This window comes from Brevefilum fermentans (assembly GCF_900184705.1).
In the GTDB taxonomy this organism is placed as follows: domain Bacteria; phylum Chloroflexota; class Anaerolineae; order Anaerolineales; family Anaerolineaceae; genus Brevifilum; species Brevifilum fermentans.
The window spans coordinates 850,445-873,066 of sequence record NZ_LT859958.1 but is presented as its reverse complement, the minus strand read 5'-3'; the positions used below and the strand labels follow the sequence as shown (position 1 = coordinate 873,066).

At 51.7% G+C, this 22,622-nt stretch carries 21 protein-coding genes; 13 read left to right on the top strand and 8 right to left on the bottom strand.

The features are described 5' to 3' along the window. Nucleotides 1-4: 4 nt before the first annotated feature. The 3 genes from CFX1CAM_RS03915 to CFX1CAM_RS03905 are packed head-to-tail and all read right to left on the bottom strand — an operon-like array spanning nt 5 to nt 3,098. Entirely contained in the window at nt 5-1,585 is a 1,581-nt protein-coding gene (locus CFX1CAM_RS03915; RefSeq protein ID WP_087861757.1) for a 2,3-bisphosphoglycerate-independent phosphoglycerate mutase, read from the bottom strand. Nucleotides 1,586-1,603: 18 nt separating this feature from the next. Continuing rightward, the gene (locus tag CFX1CAM_RS03910; protein WP_087861756.1) at nt 1,604-2,365 is read right to left on the bottom strand and encodes an HAD family hydrolase; all 762 of its coding nucleotides are present in this window, start codon (nt 2,363-2,365) and stop codon (nt 1,604-1,606) included. Further along, nucleotides 2,358-3,098: an HAD family hydrolase gene (locus tag CFX1CAM_RS03905; RefSeq protein ID WP_087861755.1), complete on the bottom strand. Its 741-nt coding sequence runs from the start codon at nt 3,096-3,098 to the stop codon at nt 2,358-2,360. Before CFX1CAM_RS03905 ends, CFX1CAM_RS03910 begins: the two co-directional genes overlap by 8 nt. A 177-nt stretch (nt 3,099-3,275) precedes the next feature. Between CFX1CAM_RS03905 and CFX1CAM_RS03900 the strand changes: the two genes are divergently transcribed. The 9 genes from CFX1CAM_RS03900 to CFX1CAM_RS03860 all read left to right on the top strand — a co-directional run bounded on the left by CFX1CAM_RS03900 (nt 3,276) and on the right by CFX1CAM_RS03860 (nt 13,887). Further along, nucleotides 3,276-4,307 (top strand): LacI family DNA-binding transcriptional regulator, encoded by a 1,032-nt coding sequence (locus CFX1CAM_RS03900; protein WP_087861754.1) that lies wholly within the window; start codon nt 3,276-3,278, stop codon nt 4,305-4,307. Next, nucleotides 4,307-5,767 carry a tagaturonate epimerase family protein gene (locus tag CFX1CAM_RS03895; RefSeq protein ID WP_087861753.1) on the top strand — a complete coding sequence of 487 codons (1,461 nt, stop codon included), beginning with the start codon at nt 4,307-4,309 and terminating at the stop codon, nt 5,765-5,767. Before CFX1CAM_RS03900 ends, CFX1CAM_RS03895 begins: the two co-directional genes overlap by 1 nt. A 39-nt stretch (nt 5,768-5,806) precedes the next feature. Beyond that, nucleotides 5,807-6,850: a zinc-dependent alcohol dehydrogenase gene (locus CFX1CAM_RS03890; protein WP_087861752.1), complete on the top strand. Its 1,044-nt coding sequence runs from the start codon at nt 5,807-5,809 to the stop codon at nt 6,848-6,850. A gap of 67 nt (nt 6,851-6,917) precedes the next feature. Next, the gene (iolN, locus tag CFX1CAM_RS03885) at nt 6,918-8,042 is read left to right on the top strand and encodes a 3-dehydro-scyllo-inosose hydrolase (protein ID WP_087861751.1); all 1,125 of its coding nucleotides are present in this window, start codon (nt 6,918-6,920) and stop codon (nt 8,040-8,042) included. A gap of 33 nt (nt 8,043-8,075) precedes the next feature. Continuing rightward, complete coding sequence (gene iolM / locus CFX1CAM_RS03880; RefSeq protein ID WP_087861750.1) at nt 8,076-9,275, top strand: scyllo-inosose 3-dehydrogenase; 1,200 nt, start codon at nt 8,076-8,078, stop codon at nt 9,273-9,275. 63 nt (nt 9,276-9,338) lie between these two features. Next, on the top strand, nt 9,339-10,172 hold the full coding sequence (gene iolO / locus CFX1CAM_RS03875; protein WP_087861749.1) for a 5-keto-L-gluconate epimerase: 834 nt from the start codon (nt 9,339-9,341) through the stop codon (nt 10,170-10,172). 47 nt (nt 10,173-10,219) lie between these two features. Then, entirely contained in the window at nt 10,220-11,866 is a 1,647-nt protein-coding gene (locus tag CFX1CAM_RS03870; RefSeq protein WP_162287651.1) for an FAD-binding oxidoreductase, read from the top strand. Beyond that, nucleotides 11,863-12,687 carry an electron transfer flavoprotein subunit beta/FixA family protein gene (locus tag CFX1CAM_RS03865; RefSeq protein WP_087861747.1) on the top strand — a complete coding sequence of 275 codons (825 nt, stop codon included), beginning with the start codon at nt 11,863-11,865 and terminating at the stop codon, nt 12,685-12,687. Before CFX1CAM_RS03870 ends, CFX1CAM_RS03865 begins: the two co-directional genes overlap by 4 nt. Nucleotides 12,688-12,690: 3 nt before the next feature. After that, nucleotides 12,691-13,887: an FAD-binding protein gene (locus CFX1CAM_RS03860; RefSeq protein WP_087861746.1), complete on the top strand. Its 1,197-nt coding sequence runs from the start codon at nt 12,691-12,693 to the stop codon at nt 13,885-13,887. Nucleotides 13,888-14,020: 133 nt separating this feature from the next. Here the strand turns inward: CFX1CAM_RS03860 and iolG are convergent, their stop codons facing one another. Genes iolG through CFX1CAM_RS03840 form a run of 4 tightly spaced genes read right to left on the bottom strand, consistent with a single transcriptional unit; the run spans nt 14,021 to nt 18,244 of the window. Beyond that, nucleotides 14,021-15,037 carry an inositol 2-dehydrogenase gene (iolG, locus tag CFX1CAM_RS03855; protein WP_087861745.1) on the bottom strand — a complete coding sequence of 339 codons (1,017 nt, stop codon included), beginning with the start codon at nt 15,035-15,037 and terminating at the stop codon, nt 14,021-14,023. Between the two features lie 7 nt (nt 15,038-15,044). Further along, the gene (locus tag CFX1CAM_RS03850) at nt 15,045-16,130 is read right to left on the bottom strand and encodes a sugar kinase (protein WP_087861744.1); all 1,086 of its coding nucleotides are present in this window, start codon (nt 16,128-16,130) and stop codon (nt 15,045-15,047) included. Nucleotides 16,131-16,155: 25 nt separating this feature from the next. Then, a complete protein-coding gene (locus CFX1CAM_RS03845) occupies nt 16,156-17,409 on the bottom strand; it encodes a lactate racemase domain-containing protein (RefSeq protein ID WP_087861743.1) in 1,254 nt (417 codons plus the stop codon). A 4-nt stretch (nt 17,410-17,413) separates the two neighbouring features. Then, the gene (locus CFX1CAM_RS03840) at nt 17,414-18,244 is read right to left on the bottom strand and encodes an SDR family oxidoreductase (RefSeq protein WP_087863221.1); all 831 of its coding nucleotides are present in this window, start codon (nt 18,242-18,244) and stop codon (nt 17,414-17,416) included. Nucleotides 18,245-18,658: 414 nt separating this feature from the next. Between CFX1CAM_RS03840 and CFX1CAM_RS03835 the strand changes: the two genes are divergently transcribed. From CFX1CAM_RS03835 to CFX1CAM_RS03820, 4 genes are all read left to right on the top strand, one after another. Continuing rightward, on the top strand, nt 18,659-19,417 hold the full coding sequence (locus CFX1CAM_RS03835; RefSeq protein ID WP_087861742.1) for a substrate-binding periplasmic protein: 759 nt from the start codon (nt 18,659-18,661) through the stop codon (nt 19,415-19,417). Nucleotides 19,418-19,522: 105 nt separating this feature from the next. Next, complete coding sequence (locus CFX1CAM_RS03830; protein WP_087861741.1) at nt 19,523-20,167, top strand: amino acid ABC transporter permease; 645 nt, start codon at nt 19,523-19,525, stop codon at nt 20,165-20,167. A 14-nt stretch (nt 20,168-20,181) separates the two neighbouring features. Beyond that, on the top strand, nt 20,182-20,946 hold the full coding sequence (locus tag CFX1CAM_RS03825; protein WP_087861740.1) for an amino acid ABC transporter ATP-binding protein: 765 nt from the start codon (nt 20,182-20,184) through the stop codon (nt 20,944-20,946). Further along, entirely contained in the window at nt 20,947-21,627 is a 681-nt protein-coding gene (locus CFX1CAM_RS03820) for an amino acid ABC transporter permease (RefSeq protein ID WP_087861739.1), read from the top strand. A gap of 69 nt (nt 21,628-21,696) precedes the next feature. Here CFX1CAM_RS03820 and CFX1CAM_RS03815 read toward each other — a convergent pair whose 3' ends face one another. Next, a complete protein-coding gene (locus tag CFX1CAM_RS03815) occupies nt 21,697-22,524 on the bottom strand; it encodes a glycerophosphodiester phosphodiesterase (protein WP_157891678.1) in 828 nt (275 codons plus the stop codon). Nucleotides 22,525-22,622 lie beyond the last annotated feature (98 nt).

The following is a 22,622-nucleotide window of genomic DNA, read 5'->3' as shown; positions in this document are numbered from 1 at the left end:
ACCATCAGGCATATACCGTCCCAATCCCATCCACCATGGCTTCATAAGCCAACTGCACTTTACCATAATTACCATCCCGGTCGAGCGCCAGCCCGCGCCCAACCCCGGTAACAATTTGACCCAATCCAATCTTGCGCAGCTCCTCATCCAATTTTTTCAGCAGTACGGGCGCGCTGCCGGGTTCTGTACTGCGTCCATCAAAAATCAGATGCAAGTAGACCTCATTTAATTGCTGTTCCTTTGCCATTTTAATCAGCGCCAGGGGGTAGTCAATCGAGCCGTGGGAGCTCTTTTCGCTCAACAAGCCAATCAAATGCAACGCCGAACCCCGAGCTTTGACCTTCTGCATCGCTTTCAGGAAAACTGGATTGCTGGAGAAAGAGCCATCCCGCAAAGCCAGGTCCAGGCGAGTGTCATCCTGCAGTACCACCCTCCCTGCGCCAATGTTGCTGTGACCCGCCTCAGAATTGCCCGGCTTGCCCGCTTGCAGCCCTACAGCTTCCCCCGATGCAGACAGTCTTGAATACGGATGCTGACTGATCAGTGCATCCCAAAAAGGAGTATCCGCAAGATGAATGGGGTTGGTTTCATCTTCCCTGCCCAGGCCCCAACCATCGAGGATGATCAACAATACCCGCCGGTCCGCTCCCCAAACATGCCCCGGCAGAAGGTTTTTCCCCGTCATTTCAGCAGCCGGATCCAGGTCAAGCATCGCCAGGATCGTCGGCGCCAGGTCTGAAAGGCGACCGTCCTCCGGGATTAGCTCCGTATCCGAATTTTTATCAAGCACGATCAACGGCACAAGATTGGAGGTATGAGCCACGTGTGCTTTGCCCGCGTCCGTGCGCATCAATTCAAGGTTGCCGTGGTCAGCGGTGATGATCACCACCAGTTCCTCAGCCAGGGCAGCAGTCACCACCCGGTTGAGGTGATGATCAACGATCTCAGCGCACTCAATTTTTGCTGCATCGTTAGATGTGTGCCCGATCACATCCCCATTGGCAAAATTGGTCACAATCAGCCTGTACGGACCGCTAACGCGTCGGATCAGTTCATCCGCCACTTCTGCCAGGCTCAGTCCTGGAACCTGGTCAAAGGCTACACCTTTCGGAGAAGGGAACCGCTTGCGGGTTTCGCCTGGAAACGGTTCATTACGTCCACCATTAAGGAAAACCGTGATATGGGCAAATTTCTCCGATTCGGAACAACGGAATTGCTTCATTCCAGCCTGGCTGACCAGCTCACCCAATGTGTTTGAAACTGCGTCGGGGGCAAAAGCTACCGGCAGGTGAAGAAATTTATCATGATAGAGCGTTAAAATCACAAAATCAGATAAGTTCAACGGGACGCGTTGAAAATGTGAAAACCCATCTTCGGTAAAAGCCTCCGTTAGCTCAATTTCGCGTTCGCCGCGCCGACAGCAGAAGATCACCCCATCGCCATCTTTGATCAACCCCACAGGTTCGCCACGATCATCAACCCGAACCAGGGGTTCCATCGAATAATCGACCTGCCCACGGCTGTAGGCTTCCTGTACAGCGGCAGCCATTGACAGGCCTCCGTAAAATTCGTGTTCGTTATCCATAGTGTTTATCTTCTTTTTCTAACTCAATTCGCGCAAGCCGACCAGATTAATCTGGGGGCTTTTTGGAAAGAGCGTCAGTAAATCCTCAAATTTGTGCAGAACAACATTAGGCTGGTTATCTTCTGTGACCTCAACCTGTGCAAGCTTTTCAGGTTGATTGATAATCACCGAAAGACCAAAACCTGCCGCATGCGTACCGGTCACATCCCTGTTCAGGTTGTCGCCAATGTAGGCGCAGTTATCCGGGCTGACGCCGATTTCCCAAGCCGCACGGTGATAAATAGCAGGGTTGGGCTTACGTATGCCCAAAACCGAGGATAAAACCACCGATTTGAAATATTGTGCCAGCCCATCTTTTTCAAGCCATTCGGGAATTTCCCGTGTGCCGATCAAATTGCTGATGATGCCCAGGATATAGCCGCGTTGATGCAACGTTTTGATCACCGCTTCAGCGCCCGGCTCTAAAACACGTATCCCATTGGCTTGCCGGTATTGGTAGGTCAGTTCTTCACCCAGTGGAGCGATCTTTTCTGCGGGAAGTTCCGGCACCAACCAGCGCGTCCATAATTCATCATCCGGAGCTTCGCGCATGGTTTCAAACGCCCAGTCTCGATAGTCCTGATAGCGTTCATTTAATTGGGCATAAACAGTGTCTGGATCGTCATCTGCACCGATCAGCTCAGCGATCCGCCGTTTGGCAGCCAACTGGTGGGCTTCATCCTTGACCACAAATCGAAGGGTGTTGCCAAGGTCAAAAAAGACCGCAGAAATCTCAGGCATCCTGATTCCTCGGCGGGAAGATGTCCAGGAGTTCGTCGATCCTGGTAATGATCCGGTCGGGATTAATCACGACATCCTCCGGCATTTTCCTCAAGGTATCCGGTTCTTCAATCAAGATCATCATCCCATATCCAGCCTCCCGGGTGCCCTGGATGTCCCGCAAAGGATTGTCGCCCAGATAAGCGCATTTGGCAGGGTCAACGCCAATTTCCCGCGCTGCCATTAAGTATATTTCTGGATTGGGTTTTCGAAGTGCAACAATGGAGGAAAGGATAACTGTTGAAAAGTATTCCCTGACCCCGTCTTCCTCCATCCAGTCCGGAATCTCTGTTTCGGTAATGGTGTTGGCAATAATTCCCAATTTATATCCACGGCGATGAAGTTCAATGATGGTTTCTTTAACACCTTCCCGCGCCACCCGTCGACCATTAGTATCCCGCCAATAGCGGGTCAGTTTGCTTGCCTGTGGAACGATTAATTCTTCAGGATAATCAGGCAGCATCCATTTTGACCACAATTCAGTTTCTCTCACGTCCAACAGGATGGTTTTTGCCCGTTTTCGATAGACCTTATAACGATCTTTAAGCATTGAAATAAACTCGTCCAGGGGCTGTTTCGCTCCGACTGCAGCATGTAGATTTTCTGCAGCTTTTTGAGAAAATTCAGGATCATTGAGCACAATGCGCAAAGTGTTGCCGACATCCAGAAAAATGGCTTCAATATTGGGATTCATATGACCTCCGTTTGATTTAAGATGACTTGCAAAAAGTTGACGTTGTGAAAGTTTACTTTCATTTGTCGATTTTACACCAGATATTCTTTTTCTGCAAGGCAATTTTCAAAATAGTATTGACAAAGCATCCATTCTTGTGTAGACTTATGGTTATTGCACACGTGTGCAAAGGTGAATATGGAGACAACGATAAAAACCATCGCAAAAATAACCGGCGTATCCCATTCTACGGTCTCCAGAGCCCTCAGAGGCAGCCCCCTGGTCGCAGATCTCACTGCCGAACGCATCCGGAAAGCCGCTCAGCAACTGGACTATCTGCCCAGTGCAGCCGCACGCAGTTTGAAGACCAAACGGACCCATGTTTTGGGTGTGATCCTCAGTGGCATTGCAGATCCTTTCTTCAGCGAGGTATTAAATGGTATCGAAGGCGCCGCCCATGCTGCCGGTTACAGCCTGTTTATCGGCTCTTCCAATCATGACGCAGACAAAGAAGCAAGAATTGTCCAGACTATGCTCGAGCAGCGCATCGATGGTGGCATCATTTGCTCCACGCCGGTGAGCATTGAGCGCTGGCGACAATTCCCAACCGATCGATTTCCAATCGTTGTGGTCAATAACCAGGCTGCTGATCATTACAATTTCTCCATTTACCACGACGATATCGATGGCAGCCGCCAACTTGCGCGCCACTTAATTGAGCTCGGTCACAAGGATATCGCCTATCTGGGTAATTCACATTCAGGGAAAACCACCCTCGACCGGTTGAGCGGTCTGCAAGAAGAAATGGAATACCATGGTCTGTCTGTTTCCCCTGATCATATTCACTATGTACCGGGCGGATCGCTGCAGATGGGCGCCGAGGGCATGAACTATTTTCTCAGCCTGCCCAACCCACCGACCGCGGTGATGTGCTTCAACGATATGCTCGCCATTGGCGCGTTAAAAGCCTGCCGCCAGGCTGGCGTTCGCGTTCCGGATGAGATTTCCGTCACCGGCTTTGACAATATCGCCTTCTCTGAATTCTCAGTGCCCCCACTGACAACCCTCGACCAGCCAAAATATGAGATTGGGCGTGAAGCTGCGCAATTGCTGTTGAGTTTGCTTTCAGAAGAATCCGACCTCCGCAGTCACACACAGGGCGTCAAGGTACTTAAAGGAAAGTTGTTGGTCAGGGCTACCACTGCAAAACCAAGGAAAAAGGAAACGTAGTGAGAGACGACTTCGAAGGTCTAAATATTATTGAAAGCTCCCTGTTCACTGATAACGATGCAGCTTATGCACTTTTGCAGGATGGTGGTGAGCTCAAGTTAGCCATTCTCGAAACCGACGCGGGTGACTGGCAGGGAGAACGCATTCCCAAAAACACGCATTCCCTGGTGATTGCCCCCAAAACCCCGCATAATACAGCGCTTCTAAGAAAAAGACTGCCCTGGTTAAATCCCAGTTTATTGGGACTGCGCACCTCAGCCGGAATGGGCGATCGCCTGGGCTGGGCAACGCCCGGGCACATCCGTGCCGTGCGAGATGTAGGCGGAAAAATTGCCCCGATTTTTGCTCAGCAATCCATCCGCGAGATGAACCGCACCGGTCGCACCGCCCAGCAGGTCATCGATGATGCCGTTTGGGGCATCTTCCAAGAATCCTGGCAGGATGGGTTTGGTGCTGATGCCGACCATCTGAAAACTGAAGCGGATATCGACACCTGCCTGCAAGCGGGGTTCACCTTTTACACCATCGACCCCGGCGAGCATGTGGACAATCGCGCTGAAAGCGCTTCGCAATCCACATTGCGTGAATTAGCCGCCTTATTAAATGAAGACATCCGCCCTGAAGCGAGCGGTTTGCTGGGTAAATCCATCAATATCGAAGGACACCAACTGGTCTTTGATGAAGCGCAACTGCTCAAAGCTGTGGTGAAATATGGAAAAGCCGTGGCGCATGTTGCCAGGATGTACCACCACCTCATCGATCGCGCGGGCAGCCACCCCGTTGAATTGGAAGTCTCTGTTGACGAAACCGCGCAACCGACAAGCATGCTCGAACATGCCTATATTGCCAGCGAACTGAGGCGATTGGGTGTTAACTGGGTCAGCCTGGCGCCCCGCTATTGCGGTCATTTCCCCAAAGGCGTGGATTATATCGGGGATCCGCAAGCTTTTGAAGCCGATATCGCCCGCCACGCGGCGGTCGCCCGTCACTTTGGTCCCTACAAACTCAGCTTACATTCAGGGTCCGACAAGTTCAACGTCTACGAAGCAGCCATGCGACAGACACACGGCTTGGTCCACCTGAAAACAGCCGGCACAAGTTACCTGGAAGCGCTGCGCACCATTGCGGAGCTTGATGTCGATTTCTTCAAAGAAATTTATCGCTTTGCCCGAGAACGCTACACGGTCGATCGGGTTAGCTATGACGTGTTCGGCGAGCTTGAAAACGCACCTCACCCCGAGCAGATCACAGATTGGCCTGCCCTTTTAGATCAATTTGATGCGCGTCAGATATTGCATGTCACCTTTGGCTCAGTTCTGAACGAACGCGACCCGGAAGGCCATTTTCGCTTTTATTCTGATTTTGCCAGGATCATCAAATCCAACCGGGAGCTGTATGCCTCAAATTTAGAAAGGCATTTTATTAAACATTTGCAACCTTTTGCTAACCCCTTAGCTTAATTGGTCAACAAAAATTATTTTAGATAAAGGAGAATTGTCATGGAAAAAATGAAAGCACTCGTATTGAAAGACGTTGGGAAACTGGTCCTTGAAGAACGACCCATTCCCCAGGTTAAAGACCCGGATGATGTTGTTCTGAAAATTAAAGCCGTGGGTATCTGCGGTACAGATCTTAAAATCGTGGAAGGCAAGCACCACTACAAACTCGACACCGTCCTTGGTCACGAATTTTGTGGAGAGGTCGTGGATGTTGGCACCCACGTACATCATATCAAAATCGGTGATCGCGTCGCTGTTGATAATAACATTCGCTGTGGTTTCTGTGATTTTTGCCGCATGGGACTCACCAGCCAGTGTGTTGACATCAAAACCAGCGCCCTGGGCGTGATGCGTGACGGCGGTTATGCTGAATATACCATCGTCCCGGAAAAGCAATGCTACGTGCTACCTGATGAAATTGACGACGTCGCTGGCACCCAGGTGGAAACCCTAGCAACCGTCGTTAATGGCATGAATGCTCTGAAGATGCTGCCCTACGATTACGTGCACGTGATTGGTTTTGGTCCCATCGGTTACCTTTTTGCCCAATTTGCCAAAAACATTGCCGCCAAAGTCTCCGTTTCCGAGATTGACCCCTTCCGGCTTGACCTGGCGCACCAATGCGGGCTGACTGCCTGGAACCCACACGAAGTCGACCTGGAAGAAAAGGTTAACGAGTTCACCTACGGCAGCAAAGCTGACATCGTCATCGAAGCAACCGGCAACGGCTTTGAAGAAGCTTTGAAGATCGTCACCCCGGGCGGCACAATTTTGCCCTTCGGCATGGATTCCAGTATCACCGCCACCATCGTTCCTAACCAGATTACCCGTTGGGCAACCAAGATCATCGGCCTGTACCTGGGTCAGAACACCATGCTGCCTTCCGTTCGTATTTTCCGGGAAAACACTCTGGATATGAGTCATTTCTACACCAAAGTCATTCCTCTTGAGGAAGGTCCCAGCGCGTACAAAGACCTCGGTCTGGATATCGACACCCTTACCCGCGGACCCAAGAGCGCTATGAAAATCGTCATGATTCCTTAATCTCCATCCTTAATCACTTAGGATGAACGATGAAGATTTCATGAGCGAAGAAAAAAGGAGTACCATAATGCCTGATAAACCAATCCCTCAAGGATTATTACCCACCAGCGAACCTGACCTGTTTTTTGAAGACAATCCTGTCGGGCGCTTGAAAAAATCGGTTTGGGAAGCCAGTGATGCCGAAATCGACGCAATTTTGGAGGATTACGGCATCCCATCTCCCGTAGAGTGGGCAAAACCTGGCTCGTATATTCAAACCACCACCCGCTGGCAGGTGGAAGCCAACCGCAAGAAAAATGACATTGTTTTCATTCCTGTTGGTTGCACCGAGCTGCACGGACAGCATCTGCCCAGCGCAGCTGACACCCTGTACGTCAGCGCCATCTGCGAAGGCGTACGCCGCTTCACCGCCAAACGCGGCGCCCCGGTCAACCTGGCTTTGCCGCCGCTCAACTATGGCGGACATCCCTACCACCATATGGGCATGCCCGGCACGGTCATCGTACGGGAACACGTGGTGCGCGAGATGATGATCGATGTCATGTTGGGCTTGTGGAATGATGGTTTTCGAAAACAGTTAATCGTCAATAACCATGGACAGCTATGGATGCTTGAATCCGCCGTGCAGGAATTCCAAAAACGCTACCAGTTGCCGGGCATCTTCCGTGTAATCGACTGGCACCGTGGCGTGCGTGAATTTTTCCGCTCTGATGATCGCGGCGGCACCATGGGTACAAACTTTGTCCATGCTGACGAATCAGAAACATCGTTGAGCCTGCTGCTGCACCCCGAAATGGTCGATATGGACTATGCCGTGGACACCGAGGGCATCAGCTACCTGCCAGAAGGTCATTTCGACAAATCCGTCGATCCCTTTGGTCGACCGAGCCGCTGGTCTGAAGGTGAAGGTCACTTTGCAATTGAAATTGCAGCCACACCCGAAGGCGTTGTAGGCAAGGCTAAATCTGGGGCTGCGCAAAAAGCCAAGCGACCCATGGCAGCCATCCTCAAATACTTAACCCTGTGGCACGATGATGTTTTAGAAGCCTTCCCGGCAGGCGAAGTTCCCCCAGTAGAAAAAGTGACCTTGCGCACAGAGAAGGACATGGAGCCCTATCTGCGTGAACCTCTGAGCGAAGGTTGGAAGACAGTCTACGGCATCCCTCGCATTGGTCAGGGCACCGAAGTCTGATAATCATCCTGATTTGATTGAAGGAGACTGATAATGAAAGAGAAAATGCAAGGCGTGACCCTGATTGCAGATTGGGACCCAAAACCAGGTTTTAAACTGGGTCCCAAAGATATTGAGGGACGCCAGACCTACCTCGGTAGCCAGGTATGGCGCAACCCCAGGATTGAAATTCGCGAATATGATATTCCCGTACCCGGCGATGATGAGGTTTTAATCGAAGTTAAAGCCTGCGGTATCTGCGGTTCTGATGTCCACATGGCGCAGGCTGAAGCCGATGGCTACATCTTTTACCCCGGCCTGACAGGCTTCCCCAGCATCCTGGGGCATGAGCTTTCCGGCGTGGTGGTCGAGGCGGGCAAAAACGCCTACGACAAAAACACCAACAAGCCCTATAAGGGGGGCGAAGAAGTGACCACCGAAGAAATGTTGTGGTGCGGTTCTTGTAAGCCCTGTGCGGATGGCTGGCCCAATCACTGTGAGCGCCTGGACGAAATCGGCTTTAACGTTCACGGTGCCTTTACCAAATATCTGGTTGTGCCTGCCCGCACCCTGTGGAGCCTGGAACCCCTCAAAGAGCGCTACCCCGAAGATAAGCTCTTCTTAGCCGGCAGCCTTGTGGAGCCCACCTGCGTGGCTTACAATGCTGTTATCGAACGCGGCGGGGGCATTCGCCCTGGCGACCGCGCGGTGGTCCTGGGTGGCGGTCCGGTTGGTTTGGCTGCCTGTGCCATTCTCAAACGCGCTGGGGCTTCCAAAGTGATCATTTCCGAAACCCAGGAAGATCGCGGCAAGATGGCTCTCAAACTCGGCGCGGATTACCATATCAACCCGCTTAATGAGGATTTCGCTGAGACCGTCCTGGAATTAACCAACGGTATGGGTGCTGACCTGTTCATGGAAGCCACCGGGCTACCCGAGGTGGTCTACCCGGATATCGAAAAAGTGATCTGGGAAGGCCGGACGCTGAACAGCAAGGTCGTTGTAACGGCACGCGCTGAGGCAAAGATGCCTGTTACTGGCGAGGTGCTGCAGGTTCGCCGAGCCAGCATCATCGGTGCCCAGGGTCACTCTGGTCACGGCACCTTCCCCCGTGTAATTGATTGCATGGCAGACGGCATGGATATGACCCTGATCAGCACCAAGCAGATCAGCCTGGCTGAAGTTCCTGAAAACATCATCCAGCTTCAAACCGATCGTTCGCAGTGTAAGGTCACCTACCTGGCTAATTTGTAAAAAATTGCTTTCACAAGGCGCCAGCAACTGATTGGCTGCTGGCGCCTCAACTTGAGGTGTCCAATGAAGCTCTCAATGGTTGTAACCGCCCAGCAAACCCAATTTGCAGCCGCCACCTTCTCTGGCGATCTGCACCATAATCTGTCTGTACTCAAGCAAATGGGGTATACCGGCGCCGAACTTGCCATTCGTGACCCGAAGCAAATCGACCTTCCCTCACTATCCGCACTGGTCAGTGAACTTGGGTTGGCTGTGCCAGCCATCGGCACAGGACAAGCCTGGAACGATGAAGGGCTTTCTTTCACCGCTTCTGACCCATCCATCCGCCAGGCTGCGATTGAGCGCATCAAAAGCCACCTGCCCCTGGCGGCTCATTTTGATGCCGTGGTCATCATCGGTCTGATCCGCGGCGTGCTGAAACCAGGCGACTCACACGAACAGGCCATGGAATGGCTGCGGTCCGCGCTCAAGGATTGCAGCCAGGCAGCAGAAGATGCAGGCGTGCGTTTGGCGCTCGAACCCATCAACCGCTATGAGACCTCGTTGATCAACACCGTTGCACAGGGAATGGATTTAATCGATGCTGTCGGCAGCCAAAATTTTGGTCTGTTGCTGGATACCTTCCACATGAATATTGAAGAACCCATCATTGAAGACAGCCTGCGCCTGTGCAATGAACGTATTTTCCATTTTCATGTCGCTGATTCAAACCGCTGGTCTCCTGGCAGCGGGCACCTGGATTTTCCATCCATTTTACGCACGCTAATCGATACCGGTTATTCCGGTTTCATCTCGGGTGAATTCCTGCCCCTACCAGATGTCCACACTGCCGGAGAAAAGAATCTCGCTTATTTAAAACCCATACTCGAAGACATATACGGCAATCTCAGTGGCTAACTTGCCCAAATCGGCATGGTTTACCCCAAAATAGAACGCGAGCAATGATGCATACGATTATTTCCCAACCAGCATCCCGAGCCGACTTCAAAACAGTAAAACGAATCGATGGCTATGAAGCCATCAAAACAGATTATCCGATCTACCTGACCGATGAATCAAAACTGGTCTCAACCGACGCCAACCATCTTTTCATCCCCAGGGATGAAGCTGAGCTGGTTGCTGTAATCCAGGCAATGTCCGCGCAGAGCATCCCGATTACCATCGCTGGTTCGCGCACTGGCCTGGTGGGTGGCAGTGTCCCAGCCTGTGGCGCGATCGTTTCACTGGAACGCTTTGACCGGGTCGAAAGTCTATTTTTCGACGAAGACCACCAGGAATGGGTCCTCCGGGCAGGCGCGTACGTCAGCCTGAAGAGTCTGGAAGCCATGCTAAAAAGTAAACGCTTCCCCGACCTTGAAAAAACAGAGGACGCATCCGTCAGGCGTTCTTACGAACGTTTCAAAGCCGACGCCGATACCTACTTGTATCCACCTGACCCGACGGAAATGAGCGCCTCGCTGGGCGGATCCGTGGTAACCAATGCTTCCGGCGCCCGTACCTTCCGCTTCGGCGCCACCCGCAACTGGGTACGCGGGCTGAGGGTGGTCCTGGCTAATGGCGAATTTATCGATATCCCGCGCGGCAAGTATTTTGCCTCTGAGGAAGGCACGTTTGAAATCGTCAACACGGCTGGGGAAAGGCGCACCCTTACCATACCGGATTATCGCTTACCCGAGACCAAGTGCGCCGCGGGTTTCTTCACCGCCCCCGGCATGGACCTGATTGACTTGTTCATTGGCTCTGAAGGCGTACTGGGCATTGTTACGCAGGTGGACGTGGCGCTGATAAAAAGCGAGCCGAAAATTTCCATCGTTCAATTCCTGGAAGACGATTACCAGGCAGTCCGCCTCACCGCTTCTCTGCGCTCCGACCAGAGAATCAAGCTCGATTTCCTCGAATTCTATTCCGGCAACGCGCTGAATTTGTTGCGCCGGGTGCAGGCTGAAGCGCCTTCGACCGTCAACATGCCCCCGATTCCAGACGAGGCGCGCTCAGCCCTGTTCTTCGAGCTGAATTACGACTCGCAATCCAACAACGATCACCTGGTTCTGCTTCAGGAAATCATCCGTCAGCATGGCGCTGACCCTGCCCTTTCTTGGGCGGCACACGAGCCGCGTGAGTTAGAACGCTTTAAAGTCTTCCGTCACTTGCTGCCTGAAACCGTCAACAGTATTATTGCTGAGCGTAAAAAATCAATCCCTAAACTGCACAAACTCGGCACTGACCTGGCTGTTCCTGATGATCACCTGATGGACATCTGGACTCACTACCAGGAAAATTGTGATGCCCTCAACCTGGAATGGGTTGCATTTGGACATATTGGCAATAACCACATTCATGTAAACATCCTGCCCCGGAGTATCGAGGAACTGAACCAGGGACTTGAACTTTATCAGCTTTTTGCACAAAAAGCCGTCGAATGGGGCGGCGCTGTTTCTGCAGAACATGGCATAGGCAAAATCAAACAAAATTTTCTGGCCTTAATGTTCACCCCGGAACAGATTTCACAAATGCAGCATGTGAAAGCCGTCTTCGACCCTGATTATTTACTCAACCCGGGTGATCTATTTCCCTGCGAGGTGTGCGCATGAAAAAAATCGTTGTTTGCGTTAAACAGGTCCCTGAAGTCACCGATGTACAGGTGGATCCAACCACGGGCACACTCCTTCGCGAGGGGGTCCAATCGATCCTCAATCCTTTCTGCGAATATGCCCTTGACCATGCCGCTCGCATCAAACAAGCCGACGCAGATATCGAGGTTATTGCTATCTGCATGGGACCTCCCCAAGCTGAGGACGCCCTGCGGCGTTGTTTGGAGCTTGGCGCTGATCGGGCTATCCTGTTAACCGACCGAAAATTCGCCGGCGCCGATACCTGGGCAACCGCTTATACCCTGGCTGAAGTCATCCGCCAATTGATCCCGGACTTCACCCTGATCCTGGCTGGTAAACAGGCCATTGATGGTGATACCGCCCAGGTTGGACCTGAAATCGCAGAAATTTTGGGTTTACCACAAATCACCTATGGCACGAATGTGAACCTGACGGCAGACGGGAGGCGTGTGCAGGTCAAACGTGAAGCGGAGCACGGCATCGAGGTGCTCGACGCAGCCCTGCCTGCGTTGGTCACCATCACAAAAGGTGAAACCCAACGCAGAGCGCCTTCACTGGATGCGGTCATCGATGCCCATCGCAAAAACATTGAAATCATAACCGCGGGTGACCTGTCATTGGATGAGGAAAAGTTGGGCTTGAAAGGCTCTTACACCCAGGTCGTCAAGGTCTTCCCCCCACCTACAAAGAAAGACAGTCGCGTCCTCAAAGACCTTGAACCGGCTGAAGCAGCCAGGGAAATTTTTAGTTTCCTCAAAGAAAACCATTTCCTGGAAAATAATCGATCCGGAGCAAAATAAACCATGCTGAATATCAACCACGATCGATGCACCCGTTGCAAAATTTGTATTGGCAATTGCCCCTTTGGCGCCCTATCAATTGTCGATGGTTTCCTGGAAGTCAGTTCAGCCTGCACCCTGTGCGGTGCGTGTGTCAACGTGTGCCCCTTTGAGGCGCTGCACATTGAGCGCAAACAGATTGATGCGGAAGAACTGCGAAAATACAAGGGCGTTTTTGTTTGGGCTGAGCTGGAAAACGGTAAGCCGCGCAAGGTCGTTCTGGAGCTGCTTGGCAAAGGGCGTGAACTGGCAGATCAACTCGGACAGGAATTGAGCGCAGTGATCATCGCCGCTGAAACCAATTTTGACCCCGCTGATTTGGGGAACTACGGCGCTGACCGGGTGATTCTCTGTCAGCACAAATTTTTAGACACCTATTCCACGGAAGGCTATACGCAAGCTCTCAGCGCAGTGATTGCGTCTGAGATGCCTTCGGTTGTTCTCTACGGCGCCACGCCCCATGGTCGCGATCTGGCACCCCGAGTGGCGGCACGCCTGCGGCTGGGCTTGACGGCCGATTGCACCCGCTTATCCATCGATGACGACGGGCAACTGGTGCAAACTCGCCCGGCATTTGGCGGCAATATCATGGCTTCAATCATCACACCCCACACCCGCCCCCAAACGGCCACCGTCCGTCCGAATGTCTTCCCAGCGCTGGAACCAGACCCATCTCGTCTGGCAGAAGTGGTTGAATTCCCCCTGACCATGAGCCGGGCAGCCATCCGCACCCGTCTGGTACAGTCTGAAAACCTGGATGCTGACGACCAGGTTGGCATTGCCGATGCCCGCATCATTGTTTCGGGAGGCAGAGGCATGGGAAAAGCCGCCAACCTCGAGATGCTTAAAACCCTTGCCGACCAATTGGGTGGAACCACAGCCGGATCTCGAATTATTGTCGAGCAGGGGTGGATTCCACACACTCACCAGGTGGGGCAATCTGGCACAACGGTTGGACCACAATTGTATATCGCCGCGGGAATTAGTGGCGCTGTACAGCACCTGGTCGGGATGAGCGCATCGAAAACCGTCATTGCCATCAATAAAGACCCTGAGGCACCCATATTAAATGTTGCTGACCTGGGAATTGTCGGCGATGCCTTGGAAATCATTCCCATTTTGAACCAGATGATTGAAGACGACCGGAATAAAAATTCTTAGGAATTGAAGATAGTCAAGGCTAATCGCTCAAGGAAAAACAGCGACTCAACAGCAAATTTGTAAAAAAATCACACCCGCCGGGTTTGCCCGCAGCGGGTGTTTTTGTAATATAGAAAAAATCAGTTAGGGAAGGTCATCCAGCGATCTCGGACACCTTTACCGGGCGGTTTTCGTGGAAGGATTTCCAGGCAGCATAGCCCAGAACAACAGCCTGCCGGCCGTCTTCGCCGGAGACCGGTACAGGTTGATCGTCCCGGACGCAGCGTAGAAACTCCCGCACTTCTTCGACATAACAGGGACCATAACGCTGCATAAAAAACGCTTCAACCCGGGCAGTATGGAAGCCTTCAAGGTTGCCCTTTGCAACAGTGTGTTCAGTTTCGTTTTCCGCCATGGCTGTACCGTTCAGACAGAACACTTCCACGCGCTGATCATACCCATAAACCGCCTGTCGGCTGTTATCAATCGAACCCAGGGTGCCATCTTTAAATTTTAAGCTGATCACGGCTGTATCCAAATCGCCAAATTCCTTGAGCGCTTCATCAATTAATACCGAGCCGGTTGCATACACCTCGTCCACCTCGCCGATCTGGAAGCGCGCCATATCAAAATCATGGATGGTCATATCCAGGAAAAGGCCACCAGAGGCGCGCAGAAATTCTAAAGAAGGCAATGCCGGGTCGCGGTTGGTGATCTTAAGCAGGCAAGGGCGCCCCAATTCTCCCGACTTGACGATCTGGCGCACTTGCCGAAAGTTCTTATCAAACCGGCGATTAAACCCAACCTGGAGTTTCACGCCCGCCTGTTCAACCACTGAAAGCGCTTCATCGATCTCATTGAGATCCAGCGCCAGGGGCTTCTCACAAAAGATGTGCTTCCCAGCATTGGCGCAATCCTTCAGGATTTCAGCATGGGTGTCGGTGCTGGTGGCAATCAACACGGCTTCAATTGCCTTATCTTCCAACAGATCTTGATAGTGCTGAACCGCTCGTTTGATCTCCCATTGTTTGGCCACAGCCTGAACAACATCCAATTTAATATCACAAAGGGCCACCAGGTTGGCTTCAGGTATGCGATTGACCAGGTTGCCGACATGCACACTTCCCATGCGACCAGTTCCAATTACAGCAATGTTGATTTTCTCTGACATTGTATTTTTATCTCTGAATTCGCGCGGATCCGCCTGAAGCAAATGCTTTGACCTGTTCCACACTGGCCATCGTCGTGTCGCCTGGAAAGGTCGTCAGTAGCGCACCGTGCGCCCAGCCGAGGTTCACCGCCTGTTGTTCATCTTCCCCTGTGAGCAGACCGTAAAACACTCCCGAGGCAAAGCCGTCGCCACCGCCCACGCGATCATACACAACAAGGTCACACGTGGGGGCAATATAAGTCTGCCCGTTGATCCATGCGACTGCGCTCCAGGAATGCTGCATGGTGTTTTTGACTTCTCTGAGTGTGGTCGTGACCACTTTAATGCCGGGGAACAGGCTGACAACCTCTCCAATGATGTCAATGAAGGTTCTCGGGTCCAGCTTTGAGGTTTTTTCCACCTGCGGACCAGAAACACCGAGTCCCAATTGCATGTCTTCTTCATTGCCCACCAGTACATCAACATAGTTCATTATTTCGCACAGCACCGACTGTGCAGCGCCCTGCCCGCCCCAGATACTCCACAATTTTTCACGATAATTCAAATCAAAGGAGACCACTGCGCCCGCTGCTTTGGCCGCCTTCATCCCTTCGATAATGACCTGTCCGGTGGTTTCTGAAAGCGCAGCAAAGATGCCGCCGCTGTGAAACCAGCGAACGCCCCCGGCAAAGATTTCATCCCAGTTAAAATCCCCGGGCTTTAATTGGGCTGCGGCTTCGTTACAGCGATTGTAAAATACCACCGGCGGGCGCACACCAAAGCCCTGGTCACTATAAACCGTCGCCATGTTGGGACCGTTAACCCCGTTATGTGCAAAGCGTTTGTAAAAAGGTTTTACGCCCATCGCCTTCACCCGCTCTGCGATCAAATCGCCGATCGGATAATCGACCATTGCCGTCACAATACCGGTTTTCAAGCCAAAGCAGTCCGCAAGGTTGGCTGCACAATTAAACTCGCCGCCGCTTACGTGGATCTGGCATTGGGTTGCCTTCCGAAAGGGGATTACGCCGGGATCCAACCGGTTTACCAGCGCTCCCAGGGAGACAAAATCAAGCGCACCCGTTTCTTTGATGTTCAATCCATATTGGTTCATATGTGCCTCGTTTCGTTAAAAATTTTTATTGTTTTTTGATTCGGTACAGCATTTCTCCCGCTCGCGGGACGACCAGGATTCCCTGGTCCTCTTTGTCAACCCAGTCATCCAGATTGATCGAGTGCGGGTCGAGATAGCCCAATCCAATGCGCTGGCAGCGATCAGCCGGGATGCCGGATGCCAGGGTCACCTTGATGCGCGGCGTCTCAACGCCAGTGGCGGCGTCGTAGGTACCTAGACCGCGTAAATGGGTGGAGTGTGCCAGCACGCCGTGTGGGTAATGTTTGTAACGCTCCCATTGCTTTACGAAAAAGTCCCGACAATGGTAGCCAACCTCGTCGATAATATCTCCGTAGGTATAACTGACCTCATCGATATGCGGTGCGTAAATAATCACCTCTCCCCCTTCCGCCACAACAGGTTCCAATTTATACATGCCCTTGGCGGCTGTCCACAAATCATCATACAGTTCAGGCATGATCGAAAGCACCTTTTGATAAGGCTGATCCACATAGATAATATGCTTCTGGGCAGAAAGATTGGCAGCAGCCTTCCATGCTTCCTGTGCACTGCCAAAATAAAGCCCGGCTAACCCCTCGTAGGTTACCACCAGGGAAAAACAATGCACCGGTTTGGGTATCATAGAAGCAGCCCGGTCAATCACCGCCCGTACGGGAGTGTATCCGGAACCAATAATATCGAAACTGGTGAGGGTCGCTCCCAGCCAATGCGTGAAATTGATAATCTCAGCGCCAGCGATGCCCGGGAAAAAGTATTTATTACCGCCAGAAAAGCCCACCACTTCATGGGGAAATACCGGTCCGCAGATCAAGAGATGATCATAATCCATGATCAGCTTATTCAGCCGAACGGCGACATCCTGCCGCATGTGCCCTTGTGAAAGTTCATGAATCTCATCTTCGGGGATGATGCCAACCTGGATGAAGGTTTCAGGGTCTTCCCAGCGGTGATTAAAAATGGTGCTGCTTCCAACTTTCCCGTCGGTAACACTCCTTCCAACCAGATGGGTTAATTGTGCATCCGTCATCGGTTGGTGAGTGCCAAGGGCGACCAGGTAATCCAGGGCGGCAACCCGCCCGGAAAGATGCTCTTCAAACAAACTGAACATCAGCGGCATCGGCATACTGCGCGTCCCGTCCGGAATGAGGATCAATACCCGTTTGCCCTCCAGTGGCAGTGAATTAAGCGCCTCGCCAACGATCTCGTTGGCTGTTTCAGCACTGATAAACTGATCGAGAAAACCTGAACCTATGACCATTGACTCACACTCCACTGAAAGCTGAAAATCCGCCATCGACGGGCACCACAATGCCGGTAACGAACGCAGAAGCTGGCGAAACCAGCCACAACATCGTACCCAATAAATCTTCCGGAACCCCGAAGCGGTTCATAGGGGTATGCCCTAAGATCGTACGACCGCGATCGGTTAATTCGCCACTCTCCGCATCAATGAGCAGGAACCGATTCTGATCGGTGATGAAAAAACCTGGCGCGATCGCGTTGACCCGGATATTAGGTGAATATTCCTGCGCCAGGTGAACTGCCAGCCATTGGGTGAAATTGCTCACCCCCGCTTTAGCAGCAGAATATGCCGGAATGCGGGTTAGCGGGCGAAAGGCATTCATCGAAGAGATGTTCAAAATTGTTCCAGAGTTGCGCTGAGCCATCCCTTTTCCAAAAATCTGTGAAGGCAGGATGGTGCCCAGCAGATTGAGATCAAACACCCAGCGTAAGGCATCCATGGGCAGATCAAAAAAGGACAGCGCATCACTGGTGGTGGCTTGGGGTTTGTTGCCCCCTGCGGCGTTGATCAAAATATCCACGGTGCCAAAGCTGGAGTCGATTTCCTGTGCAACGCCTTCAATACTCTCGCGACTTAACACATTACAATCGAATGCAGCAGCAGTGCCGCCCGCCGCATTGATCTCGCTGGCAAGCAGTTTGGTTTTCTCCAGGTTGATATCAAGGATAGCCACCTTTGCGCCCAAGGCGGCAAGGGTTTTGCACATTTCAGCCCCTAAAAAGCCTGTTCCGCCGGTAATCACCGCGGTTGACCCTGAAAAATCATAAAATTCATCAATCGGTTTTACCATTTTCACCTCAACTTGATTGTAAACGAAGTCCCAGCGGTTCGGTGCACAGATCAGTTTTTTTGACCCTTGGGCTGATAAGCCGGGTGTTAATCCTTCGTCAAACCTGTGATTTAACGAAACCCGGGTTTGCACACGTGTGCAGAACCGGATTTATTGTACATGGGCTTGACCAATATGTCAATGGTTTTTGCAAGATTTCTTGCAAAGGCCCGTTGATTTGTTGGCTCTTTCATCAAACACCGATCCCAGGATGGCACTGCCTGAGGATATCCTGACTCATTTATTAGTCGAACTTCTCAACACAACCAGGCGGGTAAATCATAGAGAGAATCCTTGCTTTTCAAATCGGTAATAAAGGTATGTTACAATTAGGTGAACAAACTGATCTTTTCAATTCTATATGAAGGAGAACGCATGAAACACCGCAACGTTTTACTACTGGTTATATTACTGGCATTGGCACTCACAGCGTGCCAAAAGAAATCCGACAATTTTGTCGTCGGTACATCAGCAGATTATCCCCCCTACGAATACGTCGATGAAGCCGGGAACCTGGCTGGTTTTGACATCGAACTGATGGCAGAGATCGCAAAACGCATGGATGTGAAAATCGAGTGGCAGGATATGCCCTTCGACAGCCTGATCCAGGCCGTCCAGGAAGGCAAGATTGATGCTTCAATCTCTTGTTTTAATTACTCCGAAGAGCGCGCCCAACTGGTCGATTTTTCCGATCCTTATCACACCTCTGAGGATGCCTTCATCGCGATGAAAGGCTTTATCAAAGACTTTACCAAAGCCGAAGATGCAGCAAATTACAAACTCGGTGTCCAATCTGGCACGATGCAGGATGAATGGATCACCGAGGAGTTAATTGAAACTGGTTTGATGAGCGAGAGCAACCTCTCCCGCTACGAACGGGTGGACCAGGCTGCTCTTGATCTTAAAGCTGGCAGGATCGATATTTTGATGGCGGATGATGTCCCCGCCGGCGTCATCGCCAGCCAGGATGATGATCTTGAAATCATCTACAAAGAAATGCTCTATACAGGGCCGATTAACATCGTCCTTCCAAAAGGTTCTACTGACTTGCAGGCTAAAATTAACCGCATCATTGCTGAATTAAAAGCAGAAGGCTTCATCGAAAAACTGGCGATCAAGTATTTTTACGAATAACATTCGCTTAACCAACCTGGGAGAAAAGCTGAAACGTGTTTATGCTTTTCTCCCCGGTTATCTTTCGGGCAATTGTTAATCGGTCTTTCATTGAAAGTTTAATCCATGGATTTTGCCAAATTCTTCCAGTACATTGCTTCTGGAACAGCCTACACGGTTGGTGTTACACTGATTGCCCTGCCCTTCGGTCTGGTATTGGGATTAATCCTCTCATTGTTGCACGTATACGGTGGGAAGCTCTTCTCCAGGATCATGGCTGTTTACAGTACCATCATGCGCGGTATTCCTCCCATTGTTCTGCTGTTCATCCTGTATTTCATGGTCTCGGGCAACATCAACCTTTCGCCCTTCTGGGCGGGGTCGGTCTCACTGGGTATTGTCAGCAGCGCCTACCAGATGGAGATCATCCGCGGTGCCTTGCTTTCCGTCAGTGGTAGCCAGATGATGGCGGCTCGCTCAATTGGCATGAGCAGAATGCAGGCTATCCAGCATATCATCATCCCCCAAGCCCTGCGCCTGGCCATCCCGCCCTGGTCAAATGAGGCTGCCATTGTCATCAAGGACTCATCACTCGTCTACGCCCTGGGTGTCCCAGAGATATTGCGCCGCGCTCAGTTGATCAGCGCCAGCACGCAGGAACCCTTCTTAGCATACATCACTGCAGGGCTGATTTACTTCGCGCTGGTGTTTATCACCAACCGACTCTTAAACCGCCTGGAAAAACGGCTGGCGATTCCCGCCAACCCTTAATTACGGAGGAAATTATGGCAGAACCGATCCTGGTTATCAAAGGACTCACCAAAGCATATGGCAAAAATGTCGTTTTCCATGACATCGATATAACCGTCAATGAAGGCGACACCGTGGTGATCATCGGGCCCAGCGGGACGGGAAAAAGCACCCTGCTGCGCTGCATCAACCTGCTTACCAGAGCCAATGCAGGACAGATCTGGCTGGATGGTGATGAGATCACCGCCCATGGACACAATGAAGACGAGGTCCGCCAGCATGTGGGTATGGTTTTTCAAAATTTTCTACTCTTCAACCATCTGACCGCGCTGGACAATGTCAAAATCGGGCTCAGCAGAGTCAAAAAGCTCCCCAATGAAGTAGCTGAAGAGAAAGCAATGCAGGAGCTCAATCGAGTGGGGCTGTTAGACCGGGCGGGGCATTACCCGGGTCAGCTCTCCGGTGGACAACAGCAGCGCGTCGCCATTGCCCGCGCCCTTGCCATGGACCCCCGCATCATGCTCTTCGATGAACCGACCTCGGCGCTGGATCCCGAATTGATCGGTGAGGTGCTCGAGGTCATGCGAAACCTGGCCAGGGAAGGGATGACCATGCTTGTGGTTACTCACGAAATGGGTTTCGCCCGTGAAGTAGCCAATCGCATCATTTTTTTAGAGAATGGCAGCATCGTCGAAGAGGGGTCGCCGGATGAGATGTTCAACCGGCCAAAATATGAACGGACACGTTCCTTCCTGTGGAAGATCAGTGAACTGTACGGCGATACGGAAAGCGAAGCATAAATGGGCGATACCTTTACGATCCTGCGCAGATTTTTGCCTGAATTCCTCAAAGGAACGGCAGTGACCCTAGAGCTCACGGCTGTCGGCCTGGCTTTGGGGTTTATCTTGGGGCTGATCCTGGCTTTGATGCGCACATATGGGCCACGATGGCAGCGAGCGATTGCGGTCGGGTTTATTGAATTCTTCAGAGGAACGCCATTACTCGTCCAGCTGTTTTTGATCTATTACGGGTTGCCCTCCCTGGGGTTAACCCTTGATCAAAAAACCTCTGCTTACCTGGCACTGGGACTTAACAGCGCAGCCTACCAGGCTGAATACCTGCGGGGCGCCATCCAATCCATTGGCGACTCGCAGATGACCGCGGGCAGGTCCATCGGGCTGACTCGCTGGCAGACCATCTGGCACATTATTCTCCCGCAAGCCCTGCGCCTGGTGATCCCAGCCTGGTCCAACGAACCGATTTCATTATTGAAAACGACTGCGGTGGTGTTCTTGATCGCCGTTCAGGACCTGATGGCCAGGGGAAAACGGGCTGCCACCATCACCTACAACCCGATCGGCAGCTACCTGGCGATTGCAATGATTTACCTGGTCTTTGTTTTTGTTGTGAATGCCTTGTTAAAATGGCTTGAGCGAAAAACAAGAATTCCAGGCTTCGATATGGAAACCAAACGACCCTGAAGGGGTTTTTAAGAGCAGGTCAGGATAAAAAGGTTGGCAATAACCCAGTCCTGCAATGCGATGATCTTCTTAAGGATTGAGAATCGGGTATAAACGTTGGGGGAAATCCGTGATAATGCCCGTCACGCCCATCTCGATCAGCCGTTCCATGTCCGACACGTCATTGACTGTCCACACGTTGACACCATAGTTATTTTCACGCAGTTGTTGAACCTGTGCAGCAAGCGTGACTTTGATCCCGGGGTGAAACGCCTGTGCATTCAGTTTCTTCATCAAGGAGACGGGATCCACGACGATTGAATTCGCTAAAACGCCCGTCGCCAGGTCAGGATTCAGCGCTTTAACCTGACTTAGATAATCCCAATTAAAAGATGAGATCAGCACCTGGTCTTCCATCCCCATCTTTTCGACCAGCCTGACAACCTCTGAAACAATCACAGCATCTGAAGGTGTGCCGCTGGCATCCTTGATTTCGATATTGACCCACCAATGGTTAGATCGCGTAAATTCCAATGCATTCTCCAGCGTGGGGATCTTTGTTCCCCGGAATGCTTCCACATCACTGGCTGCGACATTTCCCTCAGAGATCTGCCCGAACGGATCGCTTTCCACAAACCAGCGTCCAAAATCCAGCTGCTGTAATTCGGCTAACGAAAATTCATACACGGACCAGGGCTTTCTTTCTGGAAAAACATCCATAACATTCGAGGTCCGCTCCAATGTATCGTCATGCAAAACCACCAGCTCGCCATCGGCGCTCATCGCAACATCCAGTTCCCAGCCGTCAGCATGGTTTTCCAGCGCCTTTGCCGCGGCTGGCAGTGTATTTTCAGGCGCCAATGAACGGGCACCACGATGGGCAATGATCATAACCTGGGAAGTGTCCATTGTAGTCATATCTTCTCTCCGCATCTCTGTGTCAACTGCTTTTTCATTGGAACAGGCAACAAGCAAACCTGAGATCATCAGTAAGCAAAATAAAACTTTTACAAGAT